Source organism: Acinetobacter sp. CY79 (genome assembly GCF_059515845.1).
Map to the genome: position 1 here is coordinate 1 of NZ_JCAKMY010000020.1, position 21,907 is coordinate 21,907.

The 21,907-nt window shown below is 39.0% G+C and carries 21 protein-coding genes, 2 pseudogenes and 1 riboswitch; of the genes and pseudogenes, 10 read left to right on the forward strand and 13 right to left on the reverse strand.

The features are described from left to right. A pseudogene (locus AC5YCE_RS09725) lies at positions 1-174 on the forward strand (IS982 family transposase); the annotation flags it as partial. Between the two features lie 12 nt (positions 175-186). Here the strand turns inward: AC5YCE_RS09725 and AC5YCE_RS09730 are convergent. The 8 genes from AC5YCE_RS09730 to AC5YCE_RS09765 form a co-directional block, all read right to left on the reverse strand. Continuing rightward, entirely contained in the window at positions 187-513 is a 327-nt protein-coding gene (locus AC5YCE_RS09730; protein ID WP_496125992.1) for an H-NS histone family protein, read from the reverse strand. A 137-nt stretch (positions 514-650) separates the two neighbouring features. After that, positions 651-1,079 (reverse strand): acyl-CoA thioesterase, encoded by a 429-nt coding sequence (locus tag AC5YCE_RS09735; protein WP_496125991.1) that lies wholly within the window; start codon positions 1,077-1,079, stop codon positions 651-653. A 7-nt stretch (positions 1,080-1,086) separates the two neighbouring features. Continuing rightward, positions 1,087-2,280, reverse strand: a complete 1,194-nt coding sequence (locus tag AC5YCE_RS09740; RefSeq protein WP_496171916.1) for a heme biosynthesis protein HemY — start codon at positions 2,278-2,280, stop codon at positions 1,087-1,089. 1 nt (position 2,281) lies between these two features. Then, positions 2,282-3,124 (reverse strand): hypothetical protein, encoded by an 843-nt coding sequence (locus tag AC5YCE_RS09745; RefSeq protein ID WP_496171917.1) that lies wholly within the window; start codon positions 3,122-3,124, stop codon positions 2,282-2,284. Beyond that, the gene (locus AC5YCE_RS09750) at positions 3,121-3,903 is read right to left on the reverse strand and encodes a uroporphyrinogen-III synthase (RefSeq protein ID WP_496171918.1); all 783 of its coding nucleotides are present in this window, start codon (positions 3,901-3,903) and stop codon (positions 3,121-3,123) included. Before AC5YCE_RS09750 ends, AC5YCE_RS09745 begins: the two co-directional genes overlap by 4 nt. Positions 3,904-3,918: 15 nt before the next feature. Next, positions 3,919-4,839, reverse strand: coding sequence for a hydroxymethylbilane synthase (gene hemC / locus AC5YCE_RS09755; RefSeq protein ID WP_496171949.1), 921 nt, complete (start codon positions 4,837-4,839; stop codon positions 3,919-3,921). Between the two features lie 94 nt (positions 4,840-4,933). After that, on the reverse strand, positions 4,934-5,671 hold the full coding sequence (locus AC5YCE_RS09760; protein WP_496125987.1) for a LytR/AlgR family response regulator transcription factor: 738 nt from the start codon (positions 5,669-5,671) through the stop codon (positions 4,934-4,936). Positions 5,672-5,727: 56 nt separating this feature from the next. Continuing rightward, positions 5,728-6,738 carry a sensor histidine kinase gene (locus AC5YCE_RS09765; protein ID WP_496171950.1) on the reverse strand — a complete coding sequence of 337 codons (1,011 nt, stop codon included), beginning with the start codon at positions 6,736-6,738 and terminating at the stop codon, positions 5,728-5,730. A 146-nt stretch (positions 6,739-6,884) separates the two neighbouring features. Here AC5YCE_RS09765 and argH point away from each other — a divergent pair, with 146 nt between their 5' ends. Beyond that, positions 6,885-8,315 carry an argininosuccinate lyase gene (argH, locus tag AC5YCE_RS09770; protein WP_496125986.1) on the forward strand — a complete coding sequence of 477 codons (1,431 nt, stop codon included), beginning with the start codon at positions 6,885-6,887 and terminating at the stop codon, positions 8,313-8,315. 11 nt (positions 8,316-8,326) lie between these two features. After that, entirely contained in the window at positions 8,327-8,596 is a 270-nt protein-coding gene (locus AC5YCE_RS09775) for an oxidative damage protection protein (RefSeq protein WP_496125985.1), read from the forward strand. A 728-nt stretch (positions 8,597-9,324) separates the two neighbouring features. Here the strand turns inward: AC5YCE_RS09775 and phoU are convergent. Both phoU and abuO read right to left on the reverse strand, forming a co-directional pair. Next, on the reverse strand, positions 9,325-10,050 hold the full coding sequence (gene phoU / locus AC5YCE_RS09780) for a phosphate signaling complex protein PhoU (RefSeq protein WP_496125984.1): 726 nt from the start codon (positions 10,048-10,050) through the stop codon (positions 9,325-9,327). A 231-nt stretch (positions 10,051-10,281) separates the two neighbouring features. Further along, positions 10,282-11,616 carry a multidrug efflux outer membrane protein AbuO gene (gene abuO, locus AC5YCE_RS09785; protein WP_496126000.1) on the reverse strand — a complete coding sequence of 445 codons (1,335 nt, stop codon included), beginning with the start codon at positions 11,614-11,616 and terminating at the stop codon, positions 10,282-10,284. Positions 11,617-11,901: 285 nt separating this feature from the next. Here abuO and AC5YCE_RS09790 point away from each other — a divergent pair, with 285 nt between their 5' ends. The 7 genes and pseudogenes from AC5YCE_RS09790 (at position 11,902) to AC5YCE_RS09820 (ending at position 18,810) form a co-directional block, all read left to right on the forward strand. After that, positions 11,902-12,960, forward strand: a complete 1,059-nt coding sequence (locus tag AC5YCE_RS09790) for a hypothetical protein (RefSeq protein ID WP_496171919.1) — start codon at positions 11,902-11,904, stop codon at positions 12,958-12,960. Positions 12,961-13,067: 107 nt separating this feature from the next. Beyond that, a riboswitch (TPP riboswitch) is annotated at positions 13,068-13,177 on the forward strand. 141 nt (positions 13,178-13,318) lie between these two features. Beyond that, positions 13,319-15,214: pseudogene (gene thiC / locus AC5YCE_RS09795) on the forward strand (phosphomethylpyrimidine synthase ThiC). Positions 15,215-15,290: 76 nt separating this feature from the next. Continuing rightward, the gene (locus AC5YCE_RS09800; protein ID WP_496171920.1) at positions 15,291-15,911 is read left to right on the forward strand and encodes an NUDIX domain-containing protein; all 621 of its coding nucleotides are present in this window, start codon (positions 15,291-15,293) and stop codon (positions 15,909-15,911) included. 11 nt (positions 15,912-15,922) lie between these two features. Continuing rightward, positions 15,923-16,729: a 3',5'-cyclic-AMP phosphodiesterase gene (cpdA, locus tag AC5YCE_RS09805; protein ID WP_496171921.1), complete on the forward strand. Its 807-nt coding sequence runs from the start codon at positions 15,923-15,925 to the stop codon at positions 16,727-16,729. A 209-nt stretch (positions 16,730-16,938) separates the two neighbouring features. Next, complete coding sequence (gene dksA / locus AC5YCE_RS09810) at positions 16,939-17,463, forward strand: RNA polymerase-binding protein DksA (protein WP_496125980.1); 525 nt, start codon at positions 16,939-16,941, stop codon at positions 17,461-17,463. Between the two features lies 1 nt (position 17,464). Continuing rightward, the gene (gluQRS, locus tag AC5YCE_RS09815; RefSeq protein ID WP_496171922.1) at positions 17,465-18,388 is read left to right on the forward strand and encodes a tRNA glutamyl-Q(34) synthetase GluQRS; all 924 of its coding nucleotides are present in this window, start codon (positions 17,465-17,467) and stop codon (positions 18,386-18,388) included. A gap of 194 nt (positions 18,389-18,582) precedes the next feature. Next, the gene (locus AC5YCE_RS09820) at positions 18,583-18,810 is read left to right on the forward strand and encodes a zinc-ribbon domain-containing protein (protein ID WP_496125978.1); all 228 of its coding nucleotides are present in this window, start codon (positions 18,583-18,585) and stop codon (positions 18,808-18,810) included. A 108-nt stretch (positions 18,811-18,918) separates the two neighbouring features. Here AC5YCE_RS09820 and ftsW read toward each other — a convergent pair whose 3' ends face one another. From ftsW to AC5YCE_RS09835, 3 genes are all read right to left on the reverse strand, one after another. After that, the gene (ftsW, locus tag AC5YCE_RS09825; RefSeq protein WP_496125977.1) at positions 18,919-20,115 is read right to left on the reverse strand and encodes a putative lipid II flippase FtsW; all 1,197 of its coding nucleotides are present in this window, start codon (positions 20,113-20,115) and stop codon (positions 18,919-18,921) included. 20 nt (positions 20,116-20,135) lie between these two features. Then, the gene (murD, locus tag AC5YCE_RS09830) at positions 20,136-21,482 is read right to left on the reverse strand and encodes a UDP-N-acetylmuramoyl-L-alanine--D-glutamate ligase (RefSeq protein WP_496171923.1); all 1,347 of its coding nucleotides are present in this window, start codon (positions 21,480-21,482) and stop codon (positions 20,136-20,138) included. A gap of 162 nt (positions 21,483-21,644) precedes the next feature. Next, complete coding sequence (locus tag AC5YCE_RS09835; protein WP_496171924.1) at positions 21,645-21,896, reverse strand: DUF6587 family protein; 252 nt, start codon at positions 21,894-21,896, stop codon at positions 21,645-21,647. Positions 21,897-21,907: the final 11 nt, after the last annotated feature.

Sequence of the window (21,907 nt, forward strand, 5' to 3'; positions counted from 1 at the left end):
CAGCGCAATAAAATAGAAACGTTATTCAGCCTATTGAAAGGTCAATACAATTTAGTGACGAGTAAAGCACGCAGTGTTCGTGGATTTCTCAGTGGAATTTACGCCTCGTTATGTGCATATCAATTAACCCATCGAAATAAGCCAACAATTCAAATTATTGATTCATCGGCTTAAGCAGGATTCGGGTTAAATTAGAAAATCTTCTAATTTTGCACCCTTTTCAAGTTCAGCCACCAACCAACGCGGTTGTTTGCCACGACCTGTCCAAGTGTCTGCAACATTATTTTTGTTACGGTAACGAGGCTCGACAGATTTACGTGTGGTTTTTTTACGTTTATGCGACCCATACTCAATGAATTGTTCTAAAGTCAAACCCGCTGAGTTTGCAATTTCAATAATTTGATTATAAGCATCTTCTATTGCTTGATCTTTTTTTGATTCGATTAAAGCTTCAGCCTGCGCTGTTAATTTTCTCAATTCTTCAACTGACAGATTACTAATATCTGGCATCATACATACTCCAAATGAATTCAATAAAATACTTATTAGAATTTAACATCAAAATAACTTTAGTTATAATATTTTTATTATAAACAATTATCAACTTGATCATTAAACGGTATACATAAAAAAACACAAAATTAAAAGTATTACGTTAAATGATTATTTATTTGCTTTTCCAAACGAATAATAGCCATTTTAATCTCTTCAGGAAGGGTTATTTTTTTCATTTCAATTTGATCTACACAAACAACAACTGCTTCTGCTATCGCAACAATACTATTTTGCATCTCACTGAATAAATAATATTCCATACGAAATGCAGAATTACGTATCTCTACAACCTTTGCACCAATATGTAGCGTATCTGGATAAACAACAGGTTTTAAATATTGGCATTGACTCGAAGCAACAACCGTATTAATAGCATGAGAAAATAAATTCAACTGATTGAAATACTCAATTCGTGCACTTTCTATATATCGATAATAGATCACGTTATTCACATGACCAAAGGCATCCATGTCACCCCAAGCCACCTTTTGCTCGAAGCTTACTGCACAATTTTCAACTTTCATTTTAAACTCATATTTTAACTTGCATATAATTACTATCTTTTTCAAAGACCGAATTTAACTGTTGAATCAGTAATTCATCACCATTTAAAGTCGATTTAATTCGCAAATAATTCATCATAATATTATCTGGATAGAGCTCTAAAATTTTATTTGCTTCATCTTCTCGCTCTGTTGCTTTATAGATATGCCATAAAGCAAAAGACAATATTGGCATGCTTGGATATTTTATCTCTAAATCATTTATCTGTTTTTCAACCAATAGAAAATCCGGGTTTTGTTTCAACAACTGTTGTTGAAACCACAAATAAAATACATCTTGATCAAAACGCTCATCCAGCAACCTTATAGCTAAATCACCATGCTGTTCCGCCATATCTGGAAAACGAGATAATAGTTTAAGCCACAAAACTTTAGTTTCATAAGCTAAGCTTAAAATATACTCTTGTTGCTCTAAATATCGCTCCTTCAATAATTCCAAATCATATTCAGAGGCATTATCAATATTTTTTAACAATTGAAAAAGCCAATCATATTTAGCCACAGCATCTAGATGACCGTGTTGTGTCGATTTTAAATAAATCCAAGGAAATTGAACTGCAAAAATACCCCACAGTTGAATCAGCTTTTTTTCATAGCTTTCTTGTAAGTCCACAAGCCAAGGAGATAATTGATGCCCATTCAAGAATTCTAGATGTGTCAGTGCTTGATCACCATCATTTTGGATCAAGTACGCTTTAATACGTTGTAATTCAGCCAATTCAAATGCATCGGCAGGACTATCTTCGAGGATGTTCAGTGCCTCGCTCGGTTGATTCTTTTTAATCAACAAATTCGCTTGAATGGTTTGGTTTAATAAACCCGAGTGTCCAAAAGTGGGCTGAATAAAACGCTCCTCTTGAGCTTCAGCACCCAACAACCAAAGAACCCCTAATTGTTCATAACTATGTAAATCTTTAAAACTTGTCACATGCTGTATTTTTCTTTTTTCTCGATTTAAATATCTTTTTATAACAATAGCGCAAACTCTAATGATGAAGCTGAAAAACAATACCGTAAAAACAATGACCCATACATTAGTTTGCAACTGTATACCGTGCCAAAGTACATAAACATAGCCACCACCTACGCCATAACTAAGCACACTCATCAAAGCAAATAATAACAGCGCGATTACTGCATAAATCATGATGATCTGCTTCATTCTATGACTCCAAAATAGCTAAGCTACTTAATTTTGGTACTGGATTCATTTTGTTCTGCTTAAGCTTAATTATGCTTTGTTTTAATTTTTGACTATAACCATCTGGAAGTTTTTCTAATTCACTAATCATTAAATCCAGCATAGATTGATATTCTAAAAACTCTCCACGTGTTAGCGCCTGCTGAGCCAATATCATACGCAATTGGATTTCTTTCAAAGTCAGTTTTCTATTGATCAGTACTGGCGTATTTTGTTCAATACGATCTAATTTAAACCAATGACTCCACCAAGATTGCTGACCATCCTGTACTAACTTTATTTCTGATGAGTTAAGTTCTGTTTTAAGATGACGTTCAATCGATTGTAAAGCTTCAGACAGTTGCTCTTGTTGGGTCGCTCGTGAAGCAACATACTGCTGTATGACGAGTTTATCCTGAGCTATGGCTTGATGCAGAGCCAATTTCAAAGTTTCAGCGAGGTCATTTTTTTCGACGCTTTGATCAGTTTCATTTAACTGTTCAAGCGCATAAATATATTGTTGCTGCTGAATTGCAAAATTGACTAACTCTAATCGTTGTTTAATCAAAGTTATAGGATTTAATCCTGCAATTTCATTATCAGTCTGTTGCTCTTGAAACTTGGGATGACTTTGTGAAGTAGGTGCAGGTATAGATTTTCTCTGTAATGAAACCAATTGATCATTCACATGTGCTGCAGTCTGCTCAGCTTTACGCAAATTATTCTGTGTTTCGAGTAGCTGTTTTTGCATCAGCACCACATCATAACTGAGCTTAGCAAGCCAACAGAGCATTAAAATGCCGATCACATAGAGAAATTTCTTCATAGCACCTTTTTCAGATCATTTATGGTACGCACAATCAGACGAGGATCTAAATCATCGACACGCGTCATGTCAAAATCAATATTTAGATTTTTTTTATCATCTTTCAGCAATTGATACAAACGCTCACCCAAAACCAAGATGTGACACTGTTGTAAAACATCTAAATGCTGTTCACATAGCTTTAACCAATTTTTCCAGCTCGCCTCACTACTGATACACATCCAATAAGGTGGCTTAAAATCACGAGTTAAGCTTAACAATGTTTGAAAATTCACATCAGCATTTTCAGGGCAAAATCGCTCATACAATACAAAGTTGAGTACCTTTCTTTGTTGTTGCTGAAGTGATTGCATCATAAATTGACGACCGCCTTCCCCACGCCAAAATGCAATATTTTGATCTGGTTGCAAATGTTCAAACAGCGGTAAACTCAACATCCCTTCTGAGGTTTCAACCTCTGGAATATGACTTTCAATACCATAACGCTTTAATGCATTCGCAGTCTTTTTACCTACAGCAACCCATTGAATATGAGCTAAATCACTGATCGTAAGCCCTGAATGCTCTAAATACGATAGTCCGATTTCAACAGCAGTAGGACTGACGACAACAATAATTCGAGTTGACTCTAATTTTAAATAGAGTTCTTGAAGTGATTGATCAAATGGTCGCGCACGCAGCTCTAACACAGGCAAAACAACCACTTTGAAATTAACCTGCTCAAGACATTGTGTTAATGCTTGAGCACGATCAGCTGGGCGAGTATTTACAAACAGCATGTGATGATTTAAAGCTTATTGATAAAGTGCTTTAAGTAATTCACCCGCACCCTGATCTAATAATTTTTTAGCAAGTTCAATACCAAGTTCCTCAGCATCATTTGGATGACCTGAAACTAAAGCCTGTAGCAAAACTTGACCATCAACACTACCCACTCGACCTTCTAGGTGAAGTTGATCATTGTTTAAAGTTGCAAATCCAGCAATAGGTACTTGGCAACCCCCTTCCAGATAAGCATTAAATGCACGCTCAGCACGCACACAAGCATTCGATTCTTGATGCATTAACGGCATAATCAAATCCAATACATCTTGATCTTGACTACGACACTCTAAACCTAGCGCACCTTGCCCTACAGCAGGCAGACTCACCTCTGCAGATAATGTATGTCGAATACGATCATTCAGATTTAAACGTTTTAATCCTGCACTAGCCAAAATAATCGCATCGTACTGACCTGCATCGAGTTTTGATAATCGTGTTCCTACATTTCCACGTAAATCAAGAACCTCTAAATCTGCACGTTGTTTTAGAATTTGGCTTTTACGGCGTAAACTTGAGGTGCCTAGCTTGGCACCTTGAGGTAAATCATCAAAATGTGCATATTGATTCGATACAAAGGCATCAAATGGATCTTCACGCTCGCAAATCACTGCAAGCTCCAAACCTTGAGGCAACTGCATTGGCACATCTTTCATTGAGTGCACTGCAAGATCAGCACGACCATCCAGTAAGGCAGCTTCAAGCTCTTTAACAAATAAACCTTTACCACCAATTTTTGCCAAAGGTGTGTCTAGAATCTTGTCTCCTTGCGTTACAAAAGTAACCAATTCAACTTTAAGACCTACATGCAAGGTTTCTAATCGCTCACGAATATGTTCTGCTTGCCATAATGCAAGTGGACTCTGACGCGTTGCGATTTTTAAGGTTTTGATCATTTCAGCACTGCCAAACTTTAAACACCCTAAACTTACCCTGCTATATCAAAAATGCAAGTAAATAATTTAGGACTTAGCATTAAGATCATATTCAAAAGTTTTGAATTCTCTCTCTCAGCATTGGCAAATGACGTCGACTCACAGCCAATTTTTCACCTAGTTCACGACATCTGACTTGATATTGACCAGAGGCAACCAATTCCAAACCATCTAAATAATCCAAAGCAATTAAAGCATTTCGATGTATTCGAATGAACTTATTCGCAAATTCTTGCTCTAAATCCTTTAGCGTTTCATCAATCAATACACTGCCATTTTTATGTCTCACCGTGACATATTTTTGATCGGCTAAGAAATAATAAATATTTTCAATTGGAATGAGCTCCAATCCTCGATAGGTTTTTGCAGCAATCTGCTGTCTTTGCGCTTTTTCTTCCATATGTTCTTTTTGTTCTAGCTGAGACAATTGGGCCTGCGTTAGTTTGGTCACATTCTCTAACACTTGTTCTAGTTCTATTTTTGAAATGGGTTTAAGCAAATATCCTTTTGCTTGAGACTGAATTGCAGTTAAAGCGTGCTCATCGTAAGCCGTACAAAATACCACTGCGGGCATCGGATGGATTTGATTTAAATGCTGTGCACAAGTCAGACCATCCATTTCAGGCATCTGAATATCAAGTAACACGACATCAGGTTCATACTGTTGGACATAATCAATTGCTTGCTGACCATGATGCGCCGTTGCAACCACATGATGCCCCAATTGAGTCACCAGTCGTGATAATCGTTCGACGGCGAGTGGTTCATCATCACAAATTAGGATGTCCATTGCTCCTCCTTGGCTTGAGTTAACGCTGTTTATTTTAATATGTTAACTTGAATTTTCTACTTATATCGGTATTGGACAAAGGTTGTGAAAATTCCATTTCCTGCGTGGCTTCGAAATTGCACCTGATATCCAAAGTGCGCTTTCAATCTCTGCTTTACATTATCTAAAGCAATACCATTGCTCTCCCTCATTGCCATTTTATCTGCAATAAACGGGTTAGTAATGACTATAGTGACTTGATTTTGCAATATTTCAACCAGTATCCCAATTTTGCCATCAATCAACTTTTTCTCAACGCCATGAAAGATACTGTTTTCAATCAAGGGTTGTAAAGTCAAGATCGGGATCAAAACCTCTTGAATTCGTTCAGGTTGTTGGATGTTCCACTCTACTTCTAAACGACCACCCAAACGTATTTTCTCAATCGACAAATAGTGCTTACACAGCTCAATTTCTTCTTTTAAAGACACCAGTTTCATCTCTTTAAAACTGGCTCTAAACAAGCGAGACAAATCGATTAACATTTGTTCCGCTTTATCAGGATCACTTCCAATCAAGCTCACTACACTATTTAAACTATTAAATAAAAAATGTGGATGGATCCTTGCTTGCAACGCTTGAACCTTCGCACTGAGCTCACTATTTTGCTGTTTTAACCATTCATCACGGACATAGATATATCGCAAACAAAAGGCACCTAATAGCACCCCATAACTACTGTGTAGTACCAATTGTTCTATTAATATTCGGTATGGAAAATTTTGTAAGGAAAAATTTCGACCATAGTAGATTACGATATTTAATACCGTACTACTGAGCAAAATAATCCCTTGTAATAACAGAAAACCGATCAGAATCGCTTGCAACGGAGAAATTGATCTCAATTGCTTTTGTAAAAAATCAGCCGTTGCAACAAAAGCCAAGATCACCCAATTGATATAAAGAATATAAGAAATAACATGTGTCCATTGCAGATTTTGCCAAGACTGTGCTTCAGCCAAAGAAAGCAATAAGGACAAAACGATGCTGGCAATAACAAGCTCAACGAGATATTGTCTTTCCCCAATTGATTTAAAGAAATTTAAATGCATATCATCCTTTTTGTCATTTACTTCATTATCTAACCAATTATCGTTGTTCAAGGCTTCGGCAAGTGAAGTTGAATTTGCTATACTCTGATTCAAATTACTGCTTTAAAGTTTGTTGAGCTCTCATGACCACTTCTTCTCATTCCTCAAATCCGTCACAAACTCAAACTTCGGGTATGTGGGGCGGTCGTTTTTCTGAAGCGACTGATGCTTTTGTTGCTGAATTTACAGCATCTGTTCAATTTGACCAACGCTTTTATAAACAAGATATTGCAGGTTCCATTGCACATGCAACTATGCTTGCAAAAGTCGGCGTACTGACCAATCAAGAACGTGACGACATTATCGAAGGCTTAACTGCAATTAAAGCAGATATTGAAGCTGGTCATTTTGAATGGCGCATTGATTTAGAAGATGTGCATATGAACATTGAGTCGCGTCTAACTCAACGCATTGGTATCACAGGTAAAAAACTACATACAGGTCGTAGCCGTAACGACCAAGTGGCAACTGATATCCGTTTGTATGTCCGTGACGAGATTGATGCAATTTTGCAGTTATTACAAAAATTACAAAAAGGTATTTTAAGTCTTGCGGCTCAAAACACCGATACCATTATGCCTGGTTTTACTCATTTACAAACCGCACAGCCTGTGACCTTTGGTCATCATTTAATGGCTTGGTTTGAAATGCTGGTTCGTGACTCTGAGCGTTTGATCGACTGCCGTAAGCGTACCAATCGTATGCCATTAGGTTCCGCTGCGCTTGCTGGTACAACCTACCCAATCGACCGCGCATATACGGCTGAACTTTTAGGTTTTGAAGCTATTGCTGAAAATTCACTCGATGCTGTATCTGATCGTGATTTTGGTATTGAGTTCAATGCAGCAGCATCTTTAATCATGATGCATTTATCTCGTATGTCAGAAGAACTGATTCTTTGGACATCTGCACAATTTAAGTTTGTAAACATTCCAGATCGCTTCTGCACAGGTTCTTCAATCATGCCGCAGAAGAAAAACCCAGATGTTCCTGAGCTGGTACGTGGTAAAACAGGTCGTGTTTATGGCGACTTAATGAGCTTATTAACACTCATGAAAGGTCAGCCATTGGCGTATAACAAAGACAATCAGGAAGACAAAGAACCTTTGTTTGATGCAATTGATACCGTTCGTGGTTGTCTAATGGCTTTTGCTGACATGATCCCTGCACTCGTTCCTAACATTGAAGTGATGCGTGAAGCAGCACTACGTGGTTTCTCTACGGCAACCGACCTTGCAGATTACTTGGTTAAGAATGGCGTTGCCTTCCGTGATGCACACGAAATTGTCGGTAAAGCAGTTGCTCTCGGTGTTCAAGAATCTAAAGATTTGTCTGAATTAACACTTGAGCAACTACAACAATTCTCTGATTTAATTCAAGCGGATGTATTTGAAAAAGCATTAACACTTGAAGCATCTGTGAATGCACGTAACCATATTGGTGGTACTGCACCGACTCAAGTGGCTGCTGCTATCGAACGCGCTCATACACGCTTAGAAGCCCTTTACGCTTAAGGAACTTAAAGATGACTCGACAAGTATTTTGCCGTAAGTATCAAACCGAAATGGATGCCTTAGATTTTGCTCCGTTCCCAGGTGCAAAAGGTCAGGAATATTTTGATACGGTATCTAAACAAGCGTGGGGTGAGTGGCTTAAACATCAAACGACGCTGATTAATGAGAAACGTTTAAACGTGTTTGAACCTGATGCTAAAAAATTTCTTGAAGAACAACGTGAGAAGTTTTTCAGTAATGATGAAAGTCTCGAAAAAGCTGAAGGCCTAAAGCCTGAGTAAAAAAGAAGGCATTGCTTTATTTTTTACGCAGGACAAACACCCAAGGTTTACGTAGGCTTCGACCAAAAAGAATCACCGTAACAGGTGATTCTTTTGTATGTACAGCTCTAAAATTAGGCAAGATAAGCTAAGCGCGTAGTTTCAGCATCGAAAAGGCTTTAAAAGACCCTTTCTGAATACTTCAAATAAAGCCCATTTATTTTAATAGAGCATATTGAGTTAGGGATAGAAAAAAGAGCTTAAAAATTGTTCATAGCATTAAACGCATTCGACCTCAGATTAATTTAAGATTGACTTATTAGCAGCAAAATAATTCAGTGAGCTGAATTAGTGATTAAGATCATTATTGTCAATGTCAAAATATGACATTGTTTAAATATTATCAAATCTAAACAAAGAGTTAACTTTACATTAAAGCGAATTATCTTTACATAGCGTCACAATAAGCCAGCTGACGATTACACTAAAACGCGTTATATTAATTTCATCACAAAAGATTGAGTTAATGTAAAATTTAACACAGTTGATAATATTATACTGATCCCTTAATAAAGATTCAGTTTTCCTTCCTAGATTTCCCCCAAAATCTAGGAATTTTTTTGTCTTCAAATTGACTATTCGTTTGACATATATACCAATACCCACTCTAACCAGCATTTAGTCCGTTAAATAAAGAGCAAGACATAAAAAAGCCTCAATAACATTGAGGCTTTTGAGATTCCATCAGATCAATGTCCGCCTTGAACCTTTTCTTCAATCTCTTCAACGCTGGTATGACGTACATCAAAACCTTTCGCCATATAGATCACTTGCTCGGAGATATTGCGAGCATGATCCCCAATACGTTCAAGTGAACGTAGAACCCACATGACATTTAATACACGAGAAATATGACGCGGATCTTCGATCATATACGTCATCAGCGTCCGTGTAGCCGATTGATATTCACGGTCAATATCGGCATCTGCCAACAAGACTTTTAATGCTTGTTCTGCATCTACACGTGCAAAAGCATCGAGTGCATCATGAATCATCACGCGAACCTGATTTCCAATATGGCGAGTTTCCATATAACCACGAGGCGACTCACCTTCTTCACATAAATTCTGAGCAATACGTGCAATTTTTGCAGCTTCGTCACCGATACGCTCTAAATCCGTATTCGCCTTTGACATCGCGATCACCATGCGTAAATCACTTGCAGCAGGATGACGGCGTACTAAAATCAACGTTAAACCTTCATCAATTTCACGCTCATATTGATTAACGGCATTGTCTTGAAATTGAACATCGATTGCTAAATTCACATTGGTATCGAGCAACGCGTGAATTGCATTTGCAACTTGTTGTTCTACCAAGCCCCCCATGGTCATAAATTTGGTATGCACATCCTGTAAATCTTCATTAAATTGAGAAGAAATATGATGGCTAAGAATAGGGTTACTTGGGCTCAAGATGCTTCACTCCATACGATGTACTTCTGTTTATAACAATTCATTCTGACAAAGTGAGTAAATACTACAACTCTGCTATTTTAAAGCCGTATTAAACACCCAAATTATGAACAATTGATGACAAAGACCAATACAACTCTGATACTGATCCATTTACGATTAGATCAAATCTCAACTTCGATCTCTGATGCTCAAATTGGCTTACAAAATGAGAGGAAATCCTAAATCTGATTATTTATAAGTCAGCCAGGCATTCATTTGACGAATTTCATCTTCATTCAACTGTCCGACGGATGCCTTTAATTTCAGAACATTCATGACATAATCATATTGCGCATTCACAAATTCTTGTTTTGTTGAAAATGCATTGCGTTGAGCCAAAAGTACATCCACCATATTTTTCAAACCTTCATCATATTGCGCTTTTGATGCTTTGGAGACTAAGGCAGATGACTCCATTGCAGCCTTGCGGGCTTGTAACGTTGCCTGATCGGTTTCAACCTGCAAATACGATTTTTTAACATCGGTATTGGCTTTACGAACTGCGGCATCTAACTGCGCATCTGATTTTTGAACGATTCTTTTAGATTTTTCAATATTGGTTTTGGTTCGACCACCTGTGAACACATTCCAATTCATTTCCACGCCCACTTGGTCAAACTGTCCATCACTTGAAATCATGGTTTTAGGGCTTTGTGCATTATAACCATAGGTCGCAACAGCATCGATTTGCGGATAAATCGCAGCCTGTTCAACACGGCGTTGATCATTGGCATATTGCAACTGCAACCGAGCTTGTTGAATTTCTAAATTTTGATTTTGCGCTAAATTGACCCATTCATTTAATACATTTGGCACAGGCTTTTGGTATTGAAAATCATCACGCAATACTGCCAATTTTTCTTGATATGGACCAATCAATTGTGCCAACTGTTCTTGCGCTAATATGAGTTGCACACCCGTTGCAATACGGTTGGCACGGGCATTTTGATATTGGGCATTGGCTTCACTCACATCACTTTTTGCAACCAAGCCTTCGCGCAATTTAGCATTCATCGTATTGAGTTGTTCTAAGAGCGCTTTTTCTTCTTGAGCATTGGTCGCAGTTAGGCTTTGTTGACGAAGTACATTAAAATAAGCATCCGCAACATTGAGCAAATGTTGTTGACGTTGAAGTTTTAAATTAACTTCACTGAGTTGCACTGAAGTCTTCACCTGCTTATAGCCTTGCCATGCATCAACCCGAAAAATCGGCTGCCTTGCTGTAATCGCAGCCTGCTTGGTCGTTGAGGTGCTACTCATTAAATTCGATCCAGCAAAAACGCCACTACTACTCGACTCATTCAAGTCTTGATGCTTACGGGTCACATTTCCAGAAACGGTCACCGTCGGCAGTAAATACCCTCTTGCAACTCCAACATCCAGTTGATCTGCTTGATATTGATATAAATTGGCTTGCCAGTTTGGGTCGGCAGTTTTAGCGCGTTCATACGCTTCTACCAAATCCAAAGCTGAACAAAGCGGACTAAGTAAAAATAAGCTAGTGAGGACTAAGGTTCTTTTCATCATTTTTGTACATAGCCTTAAGCACTTGAATAAAATAATCTTTGCGTTTCATCAAACATTGATATTAATGCCAACATGATCTTTTTACGTATCATTTTTATTACATTTTTTCAGTCTGATGACTTTTCAACAATCAGTGACATAAATACCACTAGACTAATGCAAAATCTGCTTACCGATTAACCATTTATTGCGAATCCGATACAATTTATAGCTTTGAAGCACGCTACCATCAGCAACAATATTGCACAACTCACTGCTTTTCAATTCATCCCCGATGGTCAAATGAATTTAAATTTTAAATACAGCTCATCTTATCCACTTCTATTCATGTTTATAGCTTGTGCCATGCTGGGTGCATGTAATAAACCCATCTTACCTGAAGAAGTCAAAACTGAAATTAAGCAACAACAAAAGAACAGTGTGTTCATACCCGATGTCGATGCAATCTGTAGCAATTTAAAAAAAGAAATGGCTGCAATGTCAGCTCAACGAACCACATTTGCTTTAGAAGAAATCAACCGTGATATTCGTCTGTGTTTACCGCTGATTAGCGCTGAAGAGCAAAAGCGTTTGATGAAGATGGCGGATCAAATGTATGCAAACTTTTTGACCGTTGACCGGACACCTGAGCAACAACGTGCCTTTGACCAATATGCCTTTGACCAATCCCCCTTTCCAACGATTCACCAAAGTCATATAGAACAACTTCATCCACGTGATCAATATCTGCTTCGCCATAAGGGCCAGGCTTATATTGAGCTTAGCGATCTTGGTGCTGGAAAAACAGCTTATACGCGAAATTCACAATATCTTGCCAAAGTGTTCGCACCTTATTTCCCAGAAGCTCAAAAAGCATTCATGGTTGAACTGGGTCAACAAAATCAAACTTCAACGTTTAATAAAAATACCTTAATGATTTCACCACAAGAGACATTACAGCGAGCATTATTTTGGGAATCCTACCTAAAAAAGTATCCTCAAAGCCCCTTAAAGAGAGATGCGGAATATTTACTGAATGCATATAGTCATTTTTTCTTTATCGGGTTACCTGACTCTCCTGTATCAATCAACTTTGAAGGGTCGATTGATATTCAGCCTTCCACCTTAAGTGAAATTGAGCAACTGGCTACACATCAAAACAGTATATTGGCCGAACAAGCTCATCGCTTTCTTAAGTTTATTGAGTTAGACAGTGAGCAACGTACAAAAATAGCGGCCTCTCAAGTAGGAGATATAACACCACAAGCTCAATTAAGACACTACCTAAACTTAAAACCCATTGATTTAACACAAGCTCAAACACGTAACTGTTTTACTGATGCGATTTGCCGTTCCTATTAATCTGATGTTTTCTTTTCTCCCATCTCTATTCTTTTAAATCAAAAAAAAGCCCATTCAATCGATCAGGCAATTTCAATAATTTTTTTGAAGATATGCTAGTATCTTCACATCGCTTGACGGAGCGCGAGTAATCCCTCGCTGAGATCATCTAATGAAGATGAGTACCGTTGAACCTGATCAGGTTAAGACCTGCGTAGGAATCAAGCCATCTAAAAACTAACGCACCCATTTGATCTATTTCAGTGAAAATAGCTTTATTGATAGCAATAAAATTGTAAATAAAGCAAAGAAATAGAATAAATCGCCACCGTTTTTGGTCGTGCTTGATTCGTTGATGTCATTCATAAGGATCATTGCAATGAACCAATTAACGAATCTCACCTCTTCTGATCTCTCTGCTCAACATGAGCAAGATGCTAAAGATCTGACTCGAATTTTACCCGCATCTCGTAAAGTGTATATCCAAGGCTCACAACCAGATATTCAAGTCCCTGTACGTGAAATTTCACTCTCTGACACCCCGACAGGGTTAGGTGGTGAAACAAATATTCCCATTATGGTTTATGACACATCTGGTGTGTATACCGATCCGAATATTGTCATTGACCTCAATAAAGGTTTGCCGAACGTTCGTGAAAATTGGATTGAACAACGCAACGATACCGAAATTTTAGACACGCTGAGTTCCAAATTTGGGCAAGAGCGTTTAAAAGACATTCGAACAGCAGATATTCGTTTCAAACATATTCAAAAACCACGTAAAGCGAAACGTGGAAAAAATGTCACTCAAATGCATTATGCCAAGCAAGGCATCATCACTCCAGAGATGGAATACATCGCAATTCGAGAAAATCAGCGACAACTCGATGGTGTAGATACGCGTCAACATGGTGGGGAAAATTTTGGTGCAAAGAATTTAAGACAAATCACCCCTGAGTTTGTCCGTAAAGAGGTCGCGGAAGGACGTGCCATTATTCCTGCCAATATTAACCATCCTGAAATTGAACCGATGATTATTGGGCGTAATTTTTTAGTGAAAATTAATGCCAATATCGGAAATTCAGCACTTGGTTCAAGTATTGATGAAGAAGTTTCAAAAATGACCTGGGCAACCCGCTGGGGTGCGGACACGATTATGGATCTGTCTACAGGCAAGAATATCCATGAAACTCGTGAATGGATTATCCGTAACTCTCCGGTTCCAATTGGTACTGTTCCGATCTATCAAGCTTTGGAAAAAGTGGATGGTGTGGCCGAAGACCTGACCTGGGAAATTTTCAGAGATACGCTCATTGAACAAGCCGAACAAGGCGTGGACTATTTCACCATTCATGCAGGCGTACTTTTAAGATATGTTCCTTTAACTGCAAATCGCCTCACAGGTATTGTGTCCCGTGGTGGTTCGATCATGGCACAGTGGAGCCTCGCGCATCATCAGGAAAATTTTCTCTACACGCATTTCGACGACATTTGTGAAATTATGAAGACCTATGACGTCTCTTTCAGCCTAGGAGATGGTTTACGTCCGGGCTGTATTCAAGATGCCAATGATGAAGCTCAATTTTCGGAGCTCAGAACTTTAGGTGAACTGACGCACCGTGCTTGGGAACATGATGTTCAAGTGATGATTGAAGGTCCTGGTCATGTTCCCATGCATATGATCAAGGACAATATGGATCTCCAACTCGAAGTTTGTAAGGAAGCGCCTTTCTATACCCTTGGACCTTTAACCACTGATATTGCACCAGGCTATGATCACATCACCTCTGCCATCGGGGCAGCGATGATTGGGTGGTACGGTACAGCGATGCTCTGCTACGTCACACCAAAGGAGCATCTTGGCTTGCCCAATAAAAAAGATGTGAAAGATGGCATCATTACCTACAAAATTTCAGCGCATGCAGCCGATCTAGCCAAAGGTCATCCAGGTGCTCAAGTGCGTGATAATGCCCTTTCTAAAGCACGTTTTGAGTTCCGTTGGGAAGATCAGTTTAACCTCAGTTTAGATCCGGATACTGCCCGATCCATGCACGATGAAACCATGCCAAAGGATGCGCATAAGTCAGCGCATTTTTGTTCAATGTGCGGACCAAAGTTCTGCTCAATGAAAATTACTCAAAATGTGAGATCTTATGCGCTTCATCAAAAAGATGCGATGAGTTGCGAGCAAAGCGATCAGTAAATAGAAATAGGTTTGGAAACCATGAAAATGGAATTTCAAAAACAAGGGGAAAAATTGTATCAACAGCAATAAATTCATAAATTTTTATTTGTCTTTCTAAAATCTTCGGTTAGGATGAAAAGAATAATTTCATCCTAACTTTTGACGAATGAAAATCCTTCAACAAGCAACATATAACAATAAAGATTTTGAAATTCATTCTCGTGAATATCTCTATAAAGGATTTATTCAGATTGAGAAAGTCAGCATTCGCCATCAACTTTTTAATCAAACGGCCTATACCGCACTCATTCATCGTGAATTGATTCATCGTAAAGAAGCTGCCGGTGTACTGATTTATAATGACCAGCAACAACGCTTTGCTTTAATTGAACAATTTCGTATTGGTGCCATAGATGATAAGGTATCACCTTGGCAGTTAGAAATCATTGCAGGCGTTTTAGATGGAGATGAATCACCTGAAACCTGTATTCGCCGTGAAAGCTTAGAAGAATCAGGGTGTGAAATTGATCAGCTAGAACATTTATTTAGCTTTTACCCTTCAGCCGGTGCATGTGATGAAATTTTCCATTTATATGTTGCTCAAGCTGAATTACCTGAACAAGGGGGCATCTTTGGGATGCCCGATGAAGGTGAAAATATTCAACTTCATCTTCTCAACTATGCACATTTGGATGAACTCCTCAAATCACGCCAGCTTAGAAATGCCCCTGTGATTATGGCTTTGCAATGGTTGAAACAACACCTTGTACTAAACTCAAATTCATAGCGTGATATGCGATGACAGTATTAAAAAAACAACAAAGCACTGAAAAAATCATTATTCAAATCACTGATACGCATTTGATGGATCAGGTCAGCTCCACTTTTGTTAAAATGAATCCTGAGCAAAGTTTCCATGCCGTGATTGAAGACATTTTAAAAAATTATTCAGATATTGATGCCATTGTTCATACAGGTGATTTAGCCCAAGTGGCTAAACCTGAAACCTATGCTCGTTATCAGCGGTATATGCAAAGCTTGAATATCCCTTTTTATCAAATTCCTGGGAATCATGACAATGCCATCCATTTTCCATTTTTAACGCCTGAGCCCATGCCTGGAGTACTGTCTTTTGCCAATTGGCGTGTTATTTTGCTAAATAGCGCTGTTGCGGGTAAAGTTGACGGTTGGATTCAAGCTGAACAGATTCAACATTTACGTGAAATATTAGAACAAACCCAACACAATAATGTGATCGTCGCTTGTCACCATCATCCGCTCGAGATGCAATCACATTGGATTGATCAACACAAACTAAAGAACAGCGATGAATTGAAAGATGTTTTGGCAGAGTATCAGCAAATTCGTGCCGTGATTTGTGGTCATGTGCATCAAGATTCGTTGAATATCTGGAATCAAATCCACTTTCTATCGACACCATCCACGTCTGTTCAATTTAAACCTAAAAGTTATGATTTTGCTTTAGATAGTGTTGCACCAGGTTACAGATGCTTACTTTTAAAAGACAATAGTACCTTTGAGACGCAAGTTCATCGCTTAACTCACTTTACACAGCATATTAATCAAGATATTTCAGGATATTAGCTTTTCTTTTGATTGAATATCGATTAGTTTATTCGACCAAATGGATTTGTATAAAGATAAAACCCGATATACATCACTTTCATCTTTAGTAAAAAATCTATATGATGACGCCCCCGATGGCTCCAATCTATCGGGAGCGATAAAAATATTTGGATATCACCATATTTTTTACGTACACATATATACGTATATGATGAGGAATGCCCTTTATGGCGAATGAAAACCAAAATCAAGTCTTGGATGATGCAAACACTGTAGTGGAAGAGAAAGCTAAACGTGTGCGTAAAACCAAGCCAAAGGCTTCTGAAGGCGGTACAACAGCAAGTCTATTTGGCATCGAGCCTTATCAGCCGAAAAAAAATGAAGAATACATGTCCGAAGGACAGCTTGAACATTTCCGCAAAATTTTATTGGCGTGGAAAGAAGAGCTTATGTCTGAAGTCGACCGTACTCTAAACACCATGCAAGATGAAAATACTGCACTTCCAGACGTAAATGACCGCGCAACTCAAGAAGAAGAGTTTGCGATTGAATTACGTACTCGTGATCGTGAGCGTAAATTGATTCGTAAAATCGAGCAGTCTATTGAAACGATCAAAAATGATGATTACGGTTTCTGTGAAACGTGTGGTATCGAAATTGGTCTGCGCCGTTTAGAAGCACGTCCAACTGCAACATTATGTATTGACTGCAAAACTTTGGCTGAAATCAAAGAGAAGCAAAACAACGGTTAATATGTATTCGAATAATCCCCTCCTCACTTCTCCTTTGCACAAGGAGGAGACAGATCAGGTGGTGGCTTATCGGGGTCGGTTTGCGCCTTCGCCAACCGGCCCTTTGCATTTTGGCTCATTGATCACTGCAGTTGCTAGCTATTGCGAAGCCAAATCTCAACACGGGCAGTGGCTTGTTCGTATTGAAGATACCGATATGCCGCGTATCTATTCTGGCAGTGAAGAACATATCCTCAAATGCTTAGATGCATTCGAACTGCATTCAGACAGCGAAATTATCTTCCAAAAAGATCGCCTCGAACTCTACCACGCAATACTCGAACAACTCCATCAACAAGCTTGGGTGTATGCATGCCAATGCACACGTAAGATGCTGGGTTCAAATCATATCTATCAAGGCACTTGTCAGGGTTTAAATTTAGCCTTTGAAGATCAAGCCATTCGACTCAAAGTGAATGACGAGCTGATCTGTTTTGATGATCTATTGCAAGGCACACATTGTTCGAACTTAAAACAAGATTTGGGTGATTTTGTCCTAAAACGCCGTGATGGCATTATTAACTATCAACTGGCAGTCGTGGTGGATGATTACTTGCAAGGGATCAATCATGTCGTTCGTGGTTCAGACCTTTTGGACAATACGGAAAGGCAAATCTGGTTAGGACGGATATTGGGTTACCCTGAGATCACTTATATGCATTTACCCTTAGCGATGAACGATCGTGGTGACAAGCTTTCTAAACAAAACCATGCTCAAGCACTCAATATTCAACATGCACCTGAATTACTGTTAAAAGCGCTCAACGCATTAGGTCAACAAGCTGTCGACTTAGATCGACCACGAAATATGCTTATACAAGCTGTTCAACAATGGGATCGAAATCGTATACCCAAAGGCACAACGATTCATGGAATTTTTGAATAAGATTCGAACTTGATGTGACGCAATCAAAATTAAGACTTTATAAAATCATGCTTGACTCATAAAAGTGATTCAAATGATCTTTAATCACAAGATATGAACAGTTTTTATCTGCTTTTGTATCTATATTGATTTCAACCTGATCATTTAGATGGAATGCTTAAAGTATTCATCCTCTTCAATCATAGGAGCTTGATATGTTTTTTATTTTTGGTGTGGGACCTAAAACAATGAAGACAGACAAAGGACAATTTTTATGCCCAGTCTGCAAAACCTATAGCGCGTATGAAATGAAACAACAGCGCAACTATTTTTCTTTATTTTTTATTCCGTTGATCCCACTTTCAAAACCTAAGTCAGGACAAGTCGTTTGTCTAAACTGTGGAACACATATGCCACCGATGGTCTTAACCAATCATCCTTAAATCAATGTTTTCACCCTTCAAATACCCAACAAAAAAGCAGAACATCTAAATCAATAGAAATTCTGCTTTTTAATATTTTGAATGAACCGATCGAAGATTCGAGTCAAATTAGAAACTTGACTCTTCTTTAGCGCTATTTTTCTCTCGCGTTGTTGCATCAATTTTCAACATCAAACTGATCATTACAGCACACATAATGAGAGATGAACCACCATAACTAATGAAGGGTAATGTTAAACCTTTGGTTGGCAAAATCCCTAAATTCATACCCGCATTTACAATAATCTGCAGTAAGAAAATAATACTGATGCCATAAGCCAAATAGCCTGCACGCAGATATTGATGCTTAAGCGCACGATGACCGATCTTAATGCATGAAGCCACCATCAGAAAAGACAACACCATGACGGTGGTAATCCCCAGAAAGCCGAACTCTTCTGCCAAAATGGCGAGCATAAAGTCGGTATGTGCCTCAGGCAGATAAGACATCTTTTGGATGCTGTGACCGAGTCCAACACCGAACCATTCTCCACGACCAAACGCCATGAGTGCATTGGTCAACTGGTAACCTGTACCGAGTGGATCTGCCCAAGGGTTGGTAAAGGAAATCAAACGCTCAAAACGATAAGGCTCAAATACAATCAAAAATCCAAATGCGCCCAGAATCGCACCGAGTGCAATACCGAATTGAATCAGCGGTGCGCCTGCTAAGAAGAATACACCCAGCATCGTCAGCGCAATCACCACAGTTGCTCCTAAGTCTGGTTCTGCAATAATCAAACCCACTGTTAATAGCATAATCACACCTAAGCGGATTAAACCTTTAACGTTGTTTCGAACCTCTTCGGCACGGCGTACCACATAATCTGCAGTAAAAATCGCCATCATCAACTTGGCAGCTTCTGTGGGTTGGAAGGTAAATCCAGCCACACGAATCCAACGGGTCGAACCATTGACTTCTGAACCGACGACCAATACCGCGATCAGTAATACAATGGTCACCAACCACAAGGGAAAGGTATTCTTAAACCATGTATTCAGCGAAATACGATATGCCAACAGCGCTGCGACAAACGCAACTACAATTGAAATCGCGTGACGAATGACATAGTGAAATGGATTTTCATGCAATCGTTCTGCATACGGCATCGACGCCGAACCCACCATGACTGTACCAATACATAGCAATACAATCACACAGAAAATCAGTACATTTCTAGGCGTAATTTCACTGGGTACACGAGGCAACCAGTGATTATATTTTTGAGAAATTTTATTGATCGTTGTCTGAGCCAACCCAGCCATAATCTATTCCTTGTTCTTTTTTAATGTAGCTCATTCACTAAAGCAACAAATTGATGACCACGCTGTGGATAGCCACTAAACATATCAAAACTCGCACATGCTGGTGACAGTAATACCACATCATTCGCTTGAGTGTGTTGTTGACACAGTGCAACCGCTTCCGCTAAAGATTCAGCATGCAATAAGGTCGTCGTACCTTCAACTGCTTTTTCAATCACAGGACGATCTTCACCGATCAACACGGCAACTTTTGCAAACTTAGTAAGTGACTCACGCAGTGCGGTAAAGTCCTGACCTTTACCTTGACCACCCAAAATAATCGCCACTTTACCTTGCTCAACTTCAATTGCAGCACCCAAACCATCCAATGCAGCTAAGGTTGCACCGATATTCGTGCCTTTAGAATCATTGTAATAGCGAACACCATTGACATCTTTCACAAACTCACAGCGATGCTCCAAACCTTTGAAGGTTTTAAGCGTTTCAAGCATTGAGTCTAAAGGTAAATCAATCGCCTCACCCAAAGCCAAACATGCCAAAGCATTTGCTACGTTATGTGTACCTTGCATATACATGTCTGAACTCTTGAGCAAACGTTCACGACCACGTGCTAACCACATCGTGCCATCCGTCTCACGTAACACACCATATTGATTCATATCAGGTGCGTTCAAACCAAAGCTTTGCATGGGTGTTGCATCTGGAACCAGAGGACGTGTTAAAGAGTCATCACGGTTATGGACAACTTTCTTCACCCCTTGGAAAATACGATGCTTGGCCGTGTGATAGCCCATCATATCGCCATGACGATCTAAATGATCTTCGCTCAGATTTAATACGACAGCAACTTCAGCATTGAGATTTGATGTCGTTTCTAACTGAAAGCTTGATAACTCTAAAATATAGAGCTCAGGATCATCTTTGGTGAGATCCAAAGCAGGACGTCCCAAATTCCCCCCTACCGCCACTTTTTTTCCGGCATTTTCAGCCATCAAACCAATTAAGGTCGTCACGGTACTTTTTGCATTTGAACCGGTAATTGCCACAATAGGTTTATCGGTTGCACGGCGTAACACCTGAATCTCACTGATCACAGGAATGCCTTTGGCAATCGCCACTTGAATTTCAGGTAGTTTTGGATCTAAACCTGGACTGATAATGATTTCTTCTGCACTGAGCAATAATTCTTGATCAAATTGACCAAAACTGGTTTGTACCTCTGCAGGAATTTGATCATGACCCGGAGGGACAGCACGGGAATCGGTGACTGCAACACGGTAGCCCTTCTCATGTAAAAAATTGACTGCTGAAACACCCGAAATTCCAAGTCCAGCCACAACTTTAAGCCCACCGCGTTGTATTAACATTTTACCCCACCAGTATTGATATTTTTAAATCTGCAAAATGTTAGCACTTTGCCGTTTTTATTGCTTTTTTTGTTTTCATTTTATGACAATTATTTTGTGTCCGTGCGTAAAAAAAGCCGTCTAAATAGACGGCTTTTTTTTAATCGAAACATCAAACTATGATTACTTCCACTTCACCGCTTGAATTTCAGATTTGTTGGCACTTTTTTCTTCAGTTGCAGGACAACTACAATTACCTCCACAACCTGAAGCCAGCGTGGGTTGTAACCATTTGGCTAATTGATTCAAGCCTCGCTTATCACATGCCGTCGATAAAGAAGAGAAAACTGAATTTGAAGTTTTCGGGAAAACCTTCTTAAACACAACAACCGTACTCCAAAGCACCAAAGCAGCAATAATTGCAATTTCAATCATGTCTTTCTCCT

Bases quoted from the DNA above. Each gene is read 5' to 3' on its own strand.
- AC5YCE_RS09730 (WP_496125992.1), bottom strand. From the start codon at position 513: ATGATGCCAGATATTAGTAATCTGTCAGTTGAAGAATTGAGAAAATTA.
- AC5YCE_RS09735 (WP_496125991.1), bottom strand. From the start codon at position 1,079: ATGAAAGTTGAAAATTGTGCAGTAAGCTTCGAGCAAAAGGTGGCTTGG.
- AC5YCE_RS09740 (WP_496171916.1), bottom strand. From the start codon at position 2,280: ATGAAGCAGATCATCATGATTTATGCAGTAATCGCGCTGTTATTATTT.
- AC5YCE_RS09745 (WP_496171917.1), bottom strand. From the start codon at position 3,124: ATGAAGAAATTTCTCTATGTGATCGGCATTTTAATGCTCTGTTGGCTT.
- AC5YCE_RS09750 (WP_496171918.1), bottom strand. From the start codon at position 3,903: ATGCTGTTTGTAAATACTCGCCCAGCTGATCGTGCTCAAGCATTAACA.
- AC5YCE_RS09760 (WP_496125987.1), bottom strand. From the start codon at position 5,671: ATGGACATCCTAATTTGTGATGATGAACCACTCGCCGTCGAACGATTA.
- argH (WP_496125986.1), top strand. From the start codon at position 6,885: ATGACCACTTCTTCTCATTCCTCAAATCCGTCACAAACTCAAACTTCG.
- AC5YCE_RS09775 (WP_496125985.1), top strand. From the start codon at position 8,327: ATGACTCGACAAGTATTTTGCCGTAAGTATCAAACCGAAATGGATGCC.
- abuO (WP_496126000.1), bottom strand. From the start codon at position 11,616: ATGAAAAGAACCTTAGTCCTCACTAGCTTATTTTTACTTAGTCCGCTT.
- AC5YCE_RS09790 (WP_496171919.1), top strand. From the start codon at position 11,902: ATGAATTTAAATTTTAAATACAGCTCATCTTATCCACTTCTATTCATG.
- AC5YCE_RS09800 (WP_496171920.1), top strand. From the start codon at position 15,291: ATGAAAATCCTTCAACAAGCAACATATAACAATAAAGATTTTGAAATT.
- cpdA (WP_496171921.1), top strand. From the start codon at position 15,923: ATGACAGTATTAAAAAAACAACAAAGCACTGAAAAAATCATTATTCAA.
- dksA (WP_496125980.1), top strand. From the start codon at position 16,939: ATGGCGAATGAAAACCAAAATCAAGTCTTGGATGATGCAAACACTGTA.
- gluQRS (WP_496171922.1), top strand. From the start codon at position 17,465: ATGTATTCGAATAATCCCCTCCTCACTTCTCCTTTGCACAAGGAGGAG.
- AC5YCE_RS09820 (WP_496125978.1), top strand. From the start codon at position 18,583: ATGTTTTTTATTTTTGGTGTGGGACCTAAAACAATGAAGACAGACAAA.
- ftsW (WP_496125977.1), bottom strand. From the start codon at position 20,115: ATGGCTGGGTTGGCTCAGACAACGATCAATAAAATTTCTCAAAAATAT.
- murD (WP_496171923.1), bottom strand. From the start codon at position 21,482: ATGTTAATACAACGCGGTGGGCTTAAAGTTGTGGCTGGACTTGGAATT.
- AC5YCE_RS09835 (WP_496171924.1), bottom strand. From the start codon at position 21,896: ATGATTGAAATTGCAATTATTGCTGCTTTGGTGCTTTGGAGTACGGTT.